A 15,680-nucleotide genomic window follows, 5' to 3' on the forward strand; every position below is an offset into this window, starting at 1 on the left:
GACAGTAAGTAAAAGAGTTGCAGTGCTTGATCCTAAATAAATTTCATAAAATTTTACTTTGCTAAACTCAATTAACCGCAATTGCTTTTTTGTAAAATCTAAAAAAACACCTCCTAAAAGCATTAGAGGAGATAAATAAATAAAGATTAAAACGAAATATATTTTTTTATTTATGGTATTATTATATACTATTTCTTTTAAGAAAATACTAAAAGAAATAAAGAATAGCCCAATTAAAACTAAAAGTAGTTTATTCTGTATTAAAAATAGTAAAGGGATGAATAAAAGGAACTTTAAAATTAATTCTGCCAGAAAATTTATTTTAATAGTCCTGCTAAGGTCAAGTAAATTATTAAATATGAAAATTGTATTTAAGTTTGACTTATTTGAAACCGTATGAAAGTCTAGCCCCATTATTGTTAAAAAGTATACAGATAATGCATAGAAAAAATTATTAAATAAGTAGATATTATGTAATAGAAATAAATAAAAAGGGAAAAGGATGAGTAGATAGTTGATTTTAATTAGATGCTTAAATTTGTATTCATACTCAAAACGAGTGTATAGTTTTAGTTTAATTAATAAGATTTCGTAGATCATTTATAATTTTTTTGATTGCCTGTTATTATACATATTTATTGTATATTCTTCTATTACATATTATTGATAAATAAGTAATTTTTTACCCGTTGAGTAGGTATTTCAAATAATTTTAATTTTCAAAAGTTTAATCAACGGGTTTTTAATGATTTTTTATTTAACAAGTAAACATTCCATTTACAATTCCTCCTACCCATCCTGCGAGAGCACCCGCACCACCACCAAAGATTGCTCCTCCAGCCATTCCTCCAAGTCCTGAGCATATAATGCAAGCGTCCGAACGACTAAAATCGCCTCTATTCATTGTTCTAGTACATCTACCGCCACTTACCTCATCTACAGTTGTAAGTTTTTGTTTTTGGCCACCTATCAAACTTTCCATTTGATTTAATTCTAGTTTTTTCATAAGGTAATAATTCAATGATTAGTTAATAATTTATTTGTAAGACAAATCTACAAGCGATTTGAAATTATCTTCGTTCTAAAAATGGCTAGCTTAAGTTTAATTTTACATAATTAGAAAGTACTTTTTAAGCTTTATTTTGAAAAATGTTTAATCTTAAATGTTATTTATTGTGTTTTCTATAAATTAAGATATTTGGATGAATAACTTTTATCTTGTTAAGGGGTAAAATAATTGCCCCTGTATAAAATGAATTAATGAGAGCAACTGTGTAAAAGTTTTTTTGTTTATTATTTAAGCAGAATAACGTGAGTTTGAATTAAACTAATTGTGCTTTTTGGTTACCAACTAGAACAAGCGCTAGAGATGTCTGAATCTACTATTTGAAAAAACTAAAGCTCGCTTTAGCAATAGCTCAAAATCTCCAGTTTTAGCTAGCGAAAGCTATACTTCTTAAAAACTAACAACATTTCTGTTGTCTATTTTTGCAATATCTTGTCCTACAATATAATCTAAATTTTTAAGTTTTTGTTAAGAACCTCCCTTTAAACTTTGCATTTGATTTAATTTTTTTTGTATTATGTGAATAGTTAATAATTTCGTAAATCTAAATTATTTTTTTTGGGCTAAGATGTTCTGTGTTTTTATTAACCGTTAAGTATTAGTTCATAAGTGAATATATTTGGAAACGATTTTTTTAGTTTAACAAAAATATCAAAAAAGGGAGGATATGAAAACTAAAAATAGATACTTATCTTGACAATCTTCTTCTCCTTTGCTTTTTTTTTGTTTTTCAACTGATATCTTAAATAATCGTTGACCTGTTCAGTCTGCATTAGATTATCAATTATCTTATCTAGCTTTGGTAACATTGTAAAGTATTGTTTGTCTTTAAGTAACAACAAATCTAAGATTTTCACTAAATCAGCAATAGTCAGTGTATTCTTTTGTTCCTGCAAAGCAGTAATTAATGATTCTTTAAAATGGAGTTTTTCATAAAACTGATTTCTTTTTTCTTCACCAGCAATCTTTAATCTGCAAAGTTCTTGAATAGCTTTTGCTATGTATTTTTTTTTCCAAGCTATTACCATTAAAGACATTTTTTGTCACATGATCCTAAGGTAAGCTTTCTTTACTTTTTCTAAGAACGATATACATACCTTCTTTTTCCAATAACCTTGCCAGTTCGGTCAAAGAAAATGCTGGTTCTCGTAACAATGCTATATAAATAGCATTTTTCACTCTTGATTTATCGGACATATTTCTAACCTCATTTTTCTTAAATTTCTCCTCTAAAAATTTTAAAGTTGATTTGTTTAAAAACTACTGGATTTGATCGGTGCATCTATTGGTTTGCCTTCTGAGTTTAATATGTGATACAGCAATGTTCGAGCTAAAAACATTTTTGAATTTTCACTTCCACAATCAGTCATGACATTGTATTGGTTGAGTACTGCATTAAGTTATGCAAGACTTTAGTACTTGTAATTGTTTAGAACCTCATTTAGAATATTGAATATAGCTTTCTTGGAATCAATCTTTCCGTATTGAATCCTAGCTATCAAAAAGGACTCTAAACTAAATTTTTCTTCCTTGCTGCTTTTACCAGTCCAAAGAGTTTTTCAATCGCTTTTCTTGCTGGTTCTGATTTTCTCATGTCTATATTGTGCAAATCGATTCGTTTACCATCTCTTTCAATGTTTATAGAAACTAAGTGCAGGTCCATATGCACTACATCGTGATGTTGATATACCAAATACGGCTGCTGCTTAAAACCAATTTTCTCCATATGGGTATTAGCAACAGCTATGAGTTTTTCTCTGGAAAGATTCTGTGAGAGACCAAAATTAAGCGAAATATTGAATGTATTTCATTACCTTTATAAGTTAGCTGAAATCCCCAAACCAACACAATTGTAAATGAAATATTTCTAAAAACTATTGATTCAACTTATTATAGGGGATAAGCTATTACAAAAATATATTTACAATAAAGACCACAATAGGAGTTATTATTATAATTAAAATTTGTGATATCAGTAAAAGAGGTTTTAAGGGGATTTCATCATTTAGAAAAAGACAGGCTTTAAAAATCCATTTTAACAGCCAATAAGAAATAATTGAAAATAGCCTTGATAATGCCCAAACACAGAAATATAAAAAAATTAAAATTGCGACACTAATTAACAGAAGTAAAATAGGTGATATTAAAATAATTCCAAAAAATAAATAAATTAAATCACTACTCAATAGCATTTTTAATATTTGATTTCCAGATAAATGAAAATGTCTTCTTAGGATTTCTAAAGGAAAATAAATTGCTAAGACAATTATGGCATACACAAAAAAAATAATGATACGTGTTTCTATAGATGTTAAGAGTGTTATTGTTTCTTTTTTTAAAAGTATTTTTATCTTTTTTAAATCATAAATAATCCCGAATCTTAAAGTTTGAAACAGGACAAAAATAATTCCGAGGAATAGAATTTCACTAGCAACAAAAGCATTAACCACATTATTTATCTTAGACATTAATCCTAAAATAAAAAAACTTAGAAGGCAGATTACCCCCCAATATAATATCAAATATTTAATAGTTTTAATTAAAATTTCTTTTGAGGCTGTTTCATATGTTGAATTAGATATTTCTTTAATATATAACCCGCTTTTCGTATAGAATTTATTCAGTTTAGATATAATCCTCTTATTAGTTACAACATTTTCAAACGATCTCAAGACAGTTATAATAGCTAGAATCAGCCCCAGAATAATTCCCCTCATATATTTCTTGTTTTTTCTTTAGAAAGTATGTTTGTAAAAAAATCATCAAAATCATTAAATTATATTAATGAATTGTATAATATAAAAACAAATTTAGGGTGTCAATATTCATTTTTTGATAAATAAAAGTTTTTGAGTATGTCGAAATTTGTTGATCAAATCTATCTCCTTATTCACAGAGTTCATTTTTCACGTTTAATGAGCGATATATTTTATGTAACAACTGATAATTTATTGAAAAGGCTTAAATCGTTTTATTTGAGTCAAAATTTATTAAACAAGTCAATTAAAACAAAGGAATGACTATAAAATTAAGAATTGAAAAAGGATTGATTATAGTGGTAAACTTAAAGTAATGAAATTAAAAGTAATTTTAATCTCAAGAGGCTTCACCAAAATTATTGATATTTGGATCAGAGTGTAAAACGAGATCTTTACTACAGAGATCCTTTTATAGATAAAGTGCAGGAATTAAACGGAATCAGATTGGCAAGCAAGGCGGAGATTGTGGCGATGAAGCTAGATGTGGTGCAGCGAATCGGAAGAAAGAAAGACTTCTGGGACATCGACCGATTGAAAGAAGATTTTTACGATTACACAAATGTTCGAATTGCATAAAAAAAAGGTATCCCTACACCCACCAGAGGGAATTACTTATAGAAAAATTCACAGATTTCACTCAAGCCGATGATGATTTTGAACCTCTTTGCCTCAGAGGCAGGAACTGGGAGCTTATTAAACTTGATATAATTGATTTAATTAAAGGTTTAGAAGACTGATTGTTATATGATTGATTATAGTTAAATTGATCTTAGCGGAAACTCCCAACTTCATGAGTACTCCCCATAAATGAACAACAAACAAACAAACAAACAAACAAACAAACAAACAAACAAAATTTTACCGTCAGCTGCGTTTTGAGTCCCGAAAAATACTTAAAAAAAGCAGTATGGAAAGTAGTTTTTATTCATGATTACAGGATAGTTTGCTTGATTTATTTTTATAAATTTACGCTTAGGATTCAAAAGAGAAAATGATGGAAAACACTATAAAGCTGCGGGTGAGAAAAGAAATTGACAACAGTAATGAGCTTAAAGTTTTAAAACTAAAAGGGACATTAATTACCAGGGGATATACTGAAATTATTCATATCGCTGATGAAAGCGAAGATTTCTACTTAAATTCATTTTCTACTTCACCTGATCAAAAAAAAGAAGCGGAGGAATTTGTTTTGGATTATATTTCAAATAATAATTTAACCAATACCGTTGTACTTATCAACGATGTCAGGTAATCTGTTGATGTCTCATTTTTTAAATTTAATTTAATCGTCTTTTTTTAATATAAGATTCGCCAAGGCAGGATCCTTAATGATTCTTTCCATTTCACTCTCAATTATTTCTTTTACATCTAGTTTAATTTGCAGATAATTTCGCTGTACGATGGCAGTATCGATGGTGCGGATTATGGGAATTTCTTTGTAATTATCAATTTCATCCTTAAGTTTTTGGTGGTCATTTACAATCTCACAGTGAAATGTTTTAAGTTCTATTTTACAGTCCGGATTGTCAGCGATCATGCCAACAAATTCGCCAGAGCTAAGGGCATTTATTTTAGATGCGGGCACGGCGGATTCTAATTGTTTGGAGCGGCTGATTGATACATCACTGCTGTTTATGGAAAGGCTTTCACGGTCCTGCATAATCTTGCCAAAGCGCTCGGAGAGCTGTTTTGCGGTATCACCAGTAACCTGTCCGCAAATAATGTTTCCCACTATATTAATAATTACATCTGCTTGTTCTCGGCCATAGTCTTTTCGAAGCTGGCTGAAGTCCTGAATACCCAGACAGGTTGACACTTTATTACTTCTTGCAGTAGCGATAAGGCTGTCTATATTATTGAGATAAATCGTTGGAAATTCGTCAAAAATAAGGCTACTTTTCAGTTTTCCTTTTTGATTTACCTGCTTGATAAGACGACTTACAAAAAGCGAAAGAACAGCTCCATATGTTTGAATTTTCTGTGGATTATTTCCCATTGAAACAATCTTTGGATCGAGTGGATTATTGATGTCAAGTGTAAAATCATCTCCAGAGAGTACATAATAAAGTGAAGGCGACGAGAGTTTGGCAAGAGAGATTTTAGCTGCAGCGATTTGTCCCTCAAGCTGCTCATTGGCGTTATTCAAGTAGGCACTGACAAAGGGATTGATCAGCACTTCGATTTCTTTTTCTGTTCTGAGCACAGTAAAAAGACTTTCATAATCTGTCTGAATTAGTTCAATCACATGGGGTAGGGTACAGAATTCGCCATCCTTATATTTACGAAGATACCAAATTATTGCGGTTGAGAAATTGATGGGGGATTCTACAAAAAAATCACCCTGCCTTTTGATCCATTCGCGGTTAAGTCCCATCAAGATTGTCCTTGCTGACTCTGCAGCATCCGTAATATCATTCATCGCCTTAGGATCTAAAGGATTACATCTGTGGGTACGGCTTAAATCATCAAAATTGATACAATAAAACTTAGGTTCTATGGTATAAAGATGTTTGTATTTGAGCCATGTATTGTACGCAATTATGGTCAGGTCATCGAACTTAAAATCGTAGATAAACATGGCAAAACCTTTTTTAATATGCTGGGAGATAACATGACGGATTACGAAATAAGATTTTCCTGAACCCGGAGTTCCGGTAACCAAAATTGCACGGAAAGGGTTTATGATATTGATCCAGCTTTTTCGAACTTTATCCTTAAGATGGTATCGCGCAGGAAGGTTTACGGAGTATTCATTTTCGATGAGCCTTTCTTCCTGGGGAAATGTTTCATTTTCTTTATTGAAAATGTCTTTTACACTTAATTTTTGACTTATGATTCGTGAAAGAAGTGTGCCGCCTGAGAGCTGCATCAAATAGCCTATGGATACAGTTGAGATGTACAGTATTGTTTTTACTTGATGCTCATAAACAGGTATGAGCAAGAGATACCCTACAAAGTAAATTATTACTCCTATTATCAGGTAGTATAAAGCTGTTTTAAGCTGTAGTTTTTCGTCTTTTCTACCTTTTGCTCCCAGCAATGATATGTACAATAGTCCAAGGGCGAAAAGTTTAGATTTATAAAAGTTGTTAAAGAGACCAGTATGGTAGATATTGGATAGAATCCGATTTGTAAATTCCGAGGTAAGGTTCCACTGCCTGAAAGACGCATAGCAATAAAAATAAAAATGTATGCCCAGGAGCACTATGCTCATGAGCCTTGTCATATCTAAAATTTTTCTGAGCGCCTGTTCATTTTCTCCTGTCTGCATTGCCATGATTTTTATGATTTACTGATTATCGGACTGTCCTTTTCTTTTTCTTTTTTTGCGTTTATTTTTAAGCTGGTTCGGAATATATTGTGAAACAATATCAGGCTGAAGTGCATTGTCAATTATTCTTTGGAGCTCATAAACTGAAATAAAAGATTTACTATGTTTTGCTGTTTGATTGAGAGATATGGATTGTAGTTTTGGCACACTCAAGCCTGTGGTACCCAAGCGCTCCTGAAGGCCCTTTGCAGCATAAGCTGTACCAAGGCTACTTCCATTGAAAACACATTTTGTTAAATGATCCACGTAGGTAATTCCATAAACCATATCTTGCTCATTTGTTCTGATACACATAGCAATTCCTTTTTTAACCAATCTGGATTCAAGTTCAGAGAGTTTTATTTTCGGATTTTTTAAGAGCAACAGATCCACTGCATTTTTGACTCTTTTCATATGTGGTGTTCTGGAGCTCTTATTGGCTACAAAATTAATTTCGAGCTGGGCAAGGGTTGGTTTTGAATAAAAACTGCTCGCTTTAATAGGCACGCCTATTGGTCTTTTTTGCTGATCGAGAATCTGGTAAATCAGTCCTTTGCTTTGGTACATTTTTGAGTTTTCCTTTCCTTGTTCTGCCCTTATGTTGTAGAGGTTTAAAACGGCATTTAGTTCACCGATTGTTGTATATCTGTAATGTGGAACTACGGCATTTAGAACGCGACTGATGGCTCTTTTAGAATCCACTGTTCCGTATTTAATTTTTTCAATATCAATGAACACAATAGGTGTATTACGAAGATTTTTTCTGGAGTCAGCACAGACCAGATTAAAGGTTTTCTCAATTTCTTTACGCGCAGTTTCGGATTGGTTGCGGCCTATGTTATGCATATCAATTCTTGAACCGTCTGCTTTAACTTTTATGGTGACAATGTGAATATGAGGATGAGCTGCATCGAAATGCTGGTAAACCAAATAAGGCTGCTGGCCAAAGCGGATCTTCTGCATATAGGAAGCTGCAATCTGCATTAGTTTTTCTTTGGTAAGGGCATTTTCAGATGGATCAAAATTCAGTGAAATATGAACACTGCTGCGCGTTACATTCTCATTAAGTTCAAGCTGTTTTAGCAAGAGGTTCAGTTTAAAAGCGGTTGACATTTTCTGGATATCAACAGGGTAGTTTCCCTCGCCGATACACAGGGCTTCGCCTTGAGAAACCTTATTCTCATTATAGGTAATTATACCTCTTATGGAATGTCCTGTATTTATGACTGCAACCATTTTTGCGAGAGATTTTCAATGTTTGTTTTGATTTTTTCCACGGTCTCAAAGAGTCCTTTTTTATCTGACTCAAAGGCAGTCATCCACTTTTTTAAATCGGAAATTTCAGCAATCGTATGGAGCTTTTTTACGCTTTGATTGAAGTTGTTTCCAACGGCATTGAGCTGGAATCGGAGTTGAATGAGTTCTTGAATCAGCTCATCCAGTGACTGGTTCCGGTACTTTAAAACCATAGGTTTTTGCAGTAGATTTTTCCGGGCAAAATCACTGAGTTTTCTGCAGGTTGTTTTTTTGAACTGTTTTTGAATCAGTTCAAATTCATCCGCATTAAGACGAAGGTGTAGCCATTTTGTTCTGTTATTCTTTACGGGTTCCATAGTTCACTTTTTATGTTTGTCATCTCTTTTTTAATTTTCAGGTTTCACTGCCAGCGAGTTTCGAGCAAAAGGGCAGCAAGATATCGGTTGTGATACAACCGGACATCTTGCTGACTGCAGGAACGTTGCAGTTTTTGAGCTGTTTTTAAAGAAATCTAGCTTTATTTCAAAGATTTTTTAAGCTGCTTCGTCTTTAAGACGTATAACTCCATGAGATTTCACTCGTGGGATATAACTTAAAAAAAGAAGTATCATAAATTGTTTTGCCCGGCTGAGGTACTAAATTATAAAAGGTCTAGGAGCTGACCAATCACCGCCATATTTTGACTGGGATAATCTGATTTATACTTTATAGTTTTACAGTGAGTTAAGTATTAATTTTAAATTGTAAATTATGATTACAGCAAGTGATGCAGCAAGGGTTTTTGATACGGTTTTGAGTATCCCCGGAATGAATGAGATGGTGAAGATTGATTTGAAAATTTCACGAAAAAATGTACTCTTATTAAGCCATATCATCAGTGATGGTCTGGTGATGGAAAAAGACCCTTCAGCGCTATTGGGTAGTATTTCAGAGGAAGGCAAATCAGAACTTAAAAATCTCTCACTAGAATGTCTGCAGAAGGCAGGTCTTGTAGAACTCAATGAAAAGCTTACGGCAATAAGTGCTTCTATTAAATCGTAAAGTAAAATGCTGTTAAGTAATTAGATGTCTGTACTTTTTATAAAATGTACAGGCATCTTTTTTAGTTTCTCCTCAATTGGCTTAAAATTGCCTGATTTTCAAAACTTTTGGCTTGATTCTTAAAGTATTTATAAGAAATATCTCATTTACATTTGCAGTAGAATATTATCTATAGCAGATTTATTTCGATACTGTAAACTAAATAGTTACATCATGAATTCAAGTGCCAAAATAAAAAATTATGTAGTTGAGATCATCTGCCTTTTATACGTACTGCTATTTGTATATGCGGGAGTGAGTAAAATACTGGATTTTGAAAATTTTCAAGTACAGCTTGGACAGTCACCGCTTTTAAGTGCATTTGCTTTCTGGGTATCCTGGTTGGTTCCTTTAGTTGAACTGATAATAACAGCGCTGCTGATCATTCCAAAATTTCGTAAAATAGGTTTAAAAGCTTCACTGGGTCTAATGACCATGTTTACGGCTTACATTTTTATCATCTTGCATTATAGTTCTTTTGTTCCTTGTTCCTGTGGCGGGATATTGGAAAAGATGAGCTGGAATGTACATCTGATTTTTAATATTGTATTTATGATTCTGGCCATGGCAGCAATACTATTTAGCTGTGATTCTCAAGATAAGTATAATAATGGTTCAGCAGTTTTTAAATCATTAAAATGGATTGCAGCAACAATTGTAATTAGTACTTCAATTGTGATATTTTTGTTTCTTTCTTCGGAAAATATAATGCATCATAATAATCCGTTTTTCAGACGTTATCCCACTCATTCTGCCGAATTTTCCAGCGAAGTAGATTTAAAATTCAATTCCTATTATTTTGCCGGTTTCAGTAGCGGAAGAGTGTATTTAGGGAATTATACAAACCCCTCGCATGTAGTAGCACTGAATGAAGATTTAAAAGAGCAGGATACATTAAAAATAGCCTTTGATCCAAAAGCTATTCCCTTCAAAATTGTCACCATAGCTGTGCGTAATTCTCATTTTTTTCTCTTTGACGGAAGCGTTCCTATATTTTTTAGAGGTGATCTAAAAAACTGGAGAGTCACAAAAGAACTTAAAGGGATGCCTTATTTTACCAGGGCCATTCCAATTGACAGCACTACTATTGTTTTTAGGTCTAATAATGCGGTGAATTCTGCAAATGTACTGGGGATTTATAATTCAATTGACAGTCTAAAAGTTAACTACAAAAGAGGTTTACTGCAAAAACAAATTGACGGTATTTTTGATACTGACGGTACATTAGTATACAGCGAGGAACTAAAGAAAATTATATATGTCTATTATTACCGCAATGAGTTTATTGTGGCTGATCAAAATGGCTTTCTTGATTACAGGGGAAATACCATTGACACAATTAAACAGGTAAAAATAAAAGTTACCTCTTTAAAAAACGGAACAGAACGCGCTATGTCTTCACCTTCTTTTGTCGTAAATGCGCATACTGCAGTTTATAAAAATCTTCTTTTTGTACATTCAAAAGTAAAGGGGAGAGCTGAAAATGATCAGTTGTGGGAACGTTCTTTTATCATCGATATCTATGATTTGAACAACAAGAGTTATCTGCTCAGTTTCCCGATTTATCATCGTACAGATGAAAAACTACATTCTTTTATTGTCACGCAAACACATCTCTATGCTTTAATAGGAAAGAGAATTGCAGTGTATAAATTTAGAGAGATCATAAAGAAAGAATTTAAATCCAAATAAAGATATAAAAACATTAAAAATATACTGATCAGTATCAGGAAAAGAGATCGAAAACCTGTAGAAAAAAGTAGATCAAATTTTAATTTAAATATCAATATCATGAAAACGTTATCTTTTAAAAACATGCTGCCATTCGGAGTTGTAGTTTTGGCGGTTTCGGGAGCTTTTGTTACCACTTCTATGCAGAGTGCAGTAAAAACTTCTATGGCTCCGGAATCCGGATATGCAGCTAATGCACAGGGACAATGTGATGATTTACCAATTAAATGCGACAGTACGCCGAAAGACGAGTTTTGTCATGTATCAGGTACTTCAGGTCCTTTGGCCTACCGTAATCAATCTGATAATTGTATTGTACCACTTTACAAACCCGACTGATTTATTTATTAAAAGTCAAAGCAGTTCCCTTGGGAACTGCTTTGTTTTTTTCTCTCATTACAATTTTATTCTATGGTATTTTCAATCCATTTTATACCTTTTTTTCCTTTGAGGAAATAATCAAACCATTCGAGTATTTTTTGTGTTGTATTTTTCTGGTTTTCAGGTTTTATTAAAAGATGTCCTTCATTGGGATACAGCAGCATGATTCCTTTTTTTCTGAGCCTTCGAAGCGCTGTATAAAATTCTGTACTCTGACGGCTGTCTACCTGCCAGTCTTCTTTTCCAGTCCATAACAGAACAGGCGTTTTAATGTTACCAATGTGTGTAATTGGGGAATTGGAAAGATACTCTTGCTGGTTTTCAGAGGGAGGTCCCTGCATGTTCCATTCTTCGCTTTCAAATCTCCATATATCAGGCTGTCCAGTATTTTGATTCACAGTATGATAGTAACTGTTTAAATCTGTAATGGCCCCGCTGCCAATTGCAGCAGAAAATAACTGTGTCTGTGTTATGGTGAACAAACTCTCAAATCCTCCGAAGGAATGGCCCATAATTCCTATTTTAGAAGGGTCAATTATTCCCAAATCAATTATTTTTTTCGTTCCTGCGATAGCACAATCCGCGGCAGAAAATCCCGGATTTTTCTCTTCAAGAAGGATATCAGGTAAAAAGATAAAATAATTTTCAGCGGTTAAAATACTAATGTTAAAACCATTTGAATTATAGTGTGTCGGATTATCATAGACATGAAGTTCTTTTGATTGTGTTTCGTAAACTTTGACAATCATGGGGTATTTTTTTGTTGGGTTATAATCTGCCGGATAAAAGAGTACACCTTTAAGTTTTTTTCCTTTAGAATTCTCATAGGTTATCAGCTCAGATTTCCCCCAGTAGTATTTTTGCTGATGTGTATTACTGTTAAAAAATACAGTCGACTGTTCTGTGTTTTTTTGTACCAGCAATCTTGGAGGCATATCGAATCTTTGCTCTCTGAAAAAAAAGCTGTTCTTTTTTGAGCTGTAATTTAACTGATCGATGTAGCTGTCTGTATAGATAATTGGCTTCTCTCCATTTACAGCATCCCATTTAAAATAACCGGTTTTGCCGTCTTCGCCTTCTGCTCTGAGCAGTAGTGTTTTACTTAGGTCAACAGATGGAATTACAAATCCGTCATAGCTGTGTTTTTCTCCTGTTTTATTGGGAGGATCGGCTATTCGGTATTTGATTTTTGTTTCCCTTCCATGTGTTAATCTTTTAAAGGTTTTTCCATCAGGGGTAAAGGCCCAAATGTCATATTGGTCATAGAGTAAAATTTCTTTATCGCTCAGGCTCCATCCCGGATTGCCACTGATCGATTCAGGGACTAATGATTCTTTTTTTTCTGTAAATTTACCTTGTGATATGCCTGTGATATTGGTATGTTTATTTTGTGCAATATTATATACCCACCAATTATTTTCTTTAAAATAGGCAAAATAATTGCCGTTTGGCGAAGCATTAAGGGCAATAAGTGTATAGGGATGTTTTTCCAACAACATATCTTTTTTAAAAGTCTTCAGATCCACGATATAAAAATCTCTGGGGCCATTATATTCAAATTGCGGTTCATACGCTTTAGGATTAGAAAGCAAGGCATGCTCCAGATCACTTGTAAGTATAATATTTGGCAGTTCATTTGTGGTAATGATATCAAAACGATCAGATTCAGGCCGCCATAGCGCTATCTTTGGTTTGTTCTGAAAATTCCCGCTTTTCTCTTCCTGAATGTATGTCCATTTATCAGCGGTATTCCAGACTTCAACACCTGAGTGGTTTTCGCTCTTAGAAAGATTTTTCTTTTTCTGAACAGAAAAAAAGACTTTCTGAAGATCGTCTGAAATTAGGATTTTATTGAAAGCCCCTGAAACAATGGAGGTACTGTCCGGAAACTCAGAACGTGTTAACGGATTAAACTCGTACAATTTATCGTTTTCAATGGTATAGTAAAAAAGACTGTTAATTCTACGGTCGACTGTTTGCTTGCAAAAGGCAAGTGAACGAGCATCTTTTTGCCAGGTAAGAAAGCTGAATTGATTTGTACTGTCTGAAGCAAGCGATTTTGGACTATTAGTTTTTTTCAAATCCATTAGCCATAAGATATTTTTAGCATTAGATAAGGTAGAGTATATAAGTCTGGTTCCATTTGGGCTCAGTAAAAAATGGTTTACATTACTAATAGACTTTATTTTGCCGCCGTTTAAAGATGCAATTATCAATTTCTTTTTATCGGTATCAGATTCAATGAGATAAATCAACTGGTCTGTTTGGGGACAATAGCTAAAAAGTTTCACACCAGAAATTGATTTTTGCTCTGCTGTTTTTAAATTTAGTATCTGCATGCCTTCAGGGCTTTTGCAAATAAAATGATTACTACCTGTAAAAACTGAATTGTCTCCTTTGGCAAAAGGATATGTTTTATTCGTACTAATATGGCGTACAAACAAGGTGTCACGGCCATCTTCGTAAGACATTGAGTAACTTGCCCATTTTTCATCAAATGAAATTTTATTCAGTTTTACTTCTCCCCACAAATGGTAGTCAGAGGGAGTCAGTTGTTTTTTTTGCACTACCTGCCCCCAGTAGGGACAGGTCACTAATTGCAAAACAAATAATAAAACTAAAAAAAGAATTATGGCAAAACGGTTTGAATAGATATTAAAGTAATAGATATCCCTTTTGTTGTATTTTGTTAGCATGGTAATAAATTTAATATCCTGGGTTCTGAGGTTTTAAATTGGGATTTGCACTCAATTCGGTGTTGGGAATCGGAAAAAGTCTATCGGTAGTTTTCCAGCCGGACTTTACTGATTTGAGCGTACTATCGAGTTTTTCCAAACGCTTTAGATCAAAAAAACGGTGACCATACTCTGTAAAAAGTTCCCATTGTCTTTCCTGAAGAACAGCATCAACTATTTCCTGCTGCGTTACGGCCGCTGTATCATTCAGATTGGCGCGATATCTGATTTTATTCAGGTCCTCCTTTGCACCAATTAAATCACCTTGCATCGCTCTGGCTTCGGCTCTTATTAAATACTGCTCGGCCAAGCGAAACACTATGGAGTACTCCTTAGAGGCTGAAGTAGTTGTGTTTTCTTTATATTTATAAGCATGGTACCAGGTTGCACTTCCATTGGAAACCGATTTGATCCACAAAGAGCGGCGCAGATCTGTAGCTGTAAAGGAATTGACCAGCGTGTTACTTAGAGAAATTAGTGGAGGGGGAGAAACCGTAAAAATAAAGTAAGTTGCCTCGGCAGTATTTTGACCCAAATTAGCTGATTGCAGCTGCCAGATTGTTTCCTTGGAAGTAACAAGAAAAGCAGTGGTAATACTTTCTAATTTAAACAGCGTTTGCTGATTGATAACAGCTGAAGCCATATTAGCCGCCTCATGATATGATTTTTTGTACAGATAAACCCTTGCTAAAAGTGCTTTTACGGTAAGTGTATTGGGACGTTTCCGGTCTGCAGAAAGATAGGTGGAAGATAAGAGACTTGCCGAAAGCTCTAAATCTGCAATAATCAAACGGTACAATTCATCAGATGGAGTTCGGGTAACCTTGCTGTTTATTTTATAGTCCGTTTGATTAATGTATGGGACATCTCCAAAAATATTAACCAGATAAAAATGTATTAGTGCACGAATAAAAAGCGCTTCACCCTGCAGTTGATTTTTCTGCGCCTGAGTCAGGTTTTTAGTGGACTGGATTCCTTCCAAAACGGAATTGGCTGCATATATTTGATTATAGGCAGTATTCCAGTATAAGGCAACATAAGAGTTTGTAGGCAATAGTGTATTGCTGTAAAAATAAAAGCTAATGTTGGTTGGGTTTGTCGTGCTTGTGATTTCGTCCGCATAATTACCCAGTTGATTGGAGATACCAAGTCCACCGCCGGTTAAAATTCCTTTATCCCTAATACTGGCATAAATTTCTGTGAGGGCAGCACTGGCGGTATTATAGTCCTCAAAAACCGTTTCACTGGTCAGTTGTGATTTAGGGAGTTCTACTTCTACGAAGGATTCGCAGGAGATCATGGTACTAAATAAAAAAAAACACAATAGTATTTGTATGGATTTAAAATGGATTGTTTTCATG

Annotated in this window: 14 protein-coding genes; 5 read left to right on the forward strand and 9 right to left on the reverse strand. The window is 33.7% G+C overall.

Features of this window, described 5'->3' with window-relative positions:
* Window positions 1-757 precede the first annotated feature (757 nt).
* The 4 genes from ACHRVZ_RS15835 to ACHRVZ_RS15850 form a co-directional block, all read right to left on the reverse strand.
* Complete coding sequence (locus ACHRVZ_RS15835; protein ID WP_395423712.1) at window positions 758-1,006, reverse strand: hypothetical protein; 249 nt, start codon at window positions 1,004-1,006, stop codon at window positions 758-760.
* Between the two features lie 734 nt (window positions 1,007-1,740).
* Entirely contained in the window at window positions 1,741-2,094 is a 354-nt protein-coding gene (locus ACHRVZ_RS15840; RefSeq protein ID WP_395423713.1) for a hypothetical protein, read from the reverse strand.
* Between the two features lie 482 nt (window positions 2,095-2,576).
* Window positions 2,577-2,861, reverse strand: coding sequence for a relaxase/mobilization nuclease domain-containing protein (locus tag ACHRVZ_RS15845; protein WP_395424149.1), 285 nt, complete (start codon window positions 2,859-2,861; stop codon window positions 2,577-2,579).
* A 112-nt stretch (window positions 2,862-2,973) separates the two neighbouring features.
* Window positions 2,974-3,783: a hypothetical protein gene (locus ACHRVZ_RS15850; RefSeq protein ID WP_395423714.1), complete on the reverse strand. Its 810-nt coding sequence runs from the start codon at window positions 3,781-3,783 to the stop codon at window positions 2,974-2,976.
* Between the two features lie 408 nt (window positions 3,784-4,191).
* On the opposite strand from ACHRVZ_RS15850, the gene ACHRVZ_RS15855 reads away from it, so the two are divergent.
* Both ACHRVZ_RS15855 and ACHRVZ_RS15860 read left to right on the forward strand, forming a co-directional pair.
* Window positions 4,192-4,401, forward strand: a complete 210-nt coding sequence (locus tag ACHRVZ_RS15855; protein WP_395423716.1) for a hypothetical protein — start codon at window positions 4,192-4,194, stop codon at window positions 4,399-4,401.
* Window positions 4,402-4,819: 418 nt separating this feature from the next.
* Window positions 4,820-5,077 carry a hypothetical protein gene (locus tag ACHRVZ_RS15860; RefSeq protein WP_395423717.1) on the forward strand — a complete coding sequence of 86 codons (258 nt, stop codon included), beginning with the start codon at window positions 4,820-4,822 and terminating at the stop codon, window positions 5,075-5,077.
* Window positions 5,078-5,107: 30 nt separating this feature from the next.
* Here ACHRVZ_RS15860 and mobC read toward each other — a convergent pair whose 3' ends face one another.
* Genes mobC through ACHRVZ_RS15875 form a run of 3 tightly spaced genes read right to left on the reverse strand, consistent with a single transcriptional unit; the run spans window position 5,108 to window position 8,748 of the window.
* Complete coding sequence (gene mobC, locus ACHRVZ_RS15865; RefSeq protein ID WP_395423719.1) at window positions 5,108-7,096, reverse strand: conjugal transfer protein MobC; 1,989 nt, start codon at window positions 7,094-7,096, stop codon at window positions 5,108-5,110.
* Window positions 7,097-7,114: 18 nt separating this feature from the next.
* Window positions 7,115-8,371: a relaxase/mobilization nuclease domain-containing protein gene (locus ACHRVZ_RS15870; protein ID WP_395423721.1), complete on the reverse strand. Its 1,257-nt coding sequence runs from the start codon at window positions 8,369-8,371 to the stop codon at window positions 7,115-7,117.
* Complete coding sequence (locus ACHRVZ_RS15875; protein ID WP_395423723.1) at window positions 8,356-8,748, reverse strand: plasmid mobilization protein; 393 nt, start codon at window positions 8,746-8,748, stop codon at window positions 8,356-8,358. The genes ACHRVZ_RS15870 and ACHRVZ_RS15875 overlap by 16 nt, the downstream gene beginning before the upstream one ends.
* A 394-nt stretch (window positions 8,749-9,142) precedes the next feature.
* On the opposite strand from ACHRVZ_RS15875, the gene ACHRVZ_RS15880 reads away from it, so the two are divergent.
* The 3 genes from ACHRVZ_RS15880 (at window position 9,143) to ACHRVZ_RS15890 (ending at window position 11,542) form a co-directional block, all read left to right on the forward strand.
* Window positions 9,143-9,433 carry a hypothetical protein gene (locus ACHRVZ_RS15880; RefSeq protein WP_395423725.1) on the forward strand — a complete coding sequence of 97 codons (291 nt, stop codon included), beginning with the start codon at window positions 9,143-9,145 and terminating at the stop codon, window positions 9,431-9,433.
* 213 nt (window positions 9,434-9,646) lie between these two features.
* Entirely contained in the window at window positions 9,647-11,164 is a 1,518-nt protein-coding gene (locus tag ACHRVZ_RS15885) for a MauE/DoxX family redox-associated membrane protein (protein WP_395423727.1), read from the forward strand.
* A gap of 99 nt (window positions 11,165-11,263) precedes the next feature.
* On the forward strand, window positions 11,264-11,542 hold the full coding sequence (locus tag ACHRVZ_RS15890; protein ID WP_395423728.1) for a hypothetical protein: 279 nt from the start codon (window positions 11,264-11,266) through the stop codon (window positions 11,540-11,542).
* Window positions 11,543-11,607: 65 nt separating this feature from the next.
* Here the strand turns inward: ACHRVZ_RS15890 and ACHRVZ_RS15895 are convergent, their stop codons facing one another.
* Window positions 11,608-14,280 (reverse strand): prolyl oligopeptidase family serine peptidase, encoded by a 2,673-nt coding sequence (locus tag ACHRVZ_RS15895; RefSeq protein WP_395423730.1) that lies wholly within the window; start codon window positions 14,278-14,280, stop codon window positions 11,608-11,610.
* A 10-nt stretch (window positions 14,281-14,290) separates the two neighbouring features.
* Window positions 14,291-15,679, reverse strand: coding sequence for a RagB/SusD family nutrient uptake outer membrane protein (locus tag ACHRVZ_RS15900; RefSeq protein WP_395423732.1), 1,389 nt, complete (start codon window positions 15,677-15,679; stop codon window positions 14,291-14,293).
* Between the last annotated feature and the right edge of the window lies 1 nt (window position 15,680).

This window comes from Flavobacterium sp. FlaQc-57 (genome assembly GCF_044007395.1).
GTDB lineage: Bacteria > Bacteroidota > Bacteroidia > Flavobacteriales > Flavobacteriaceae > Flavobacterium.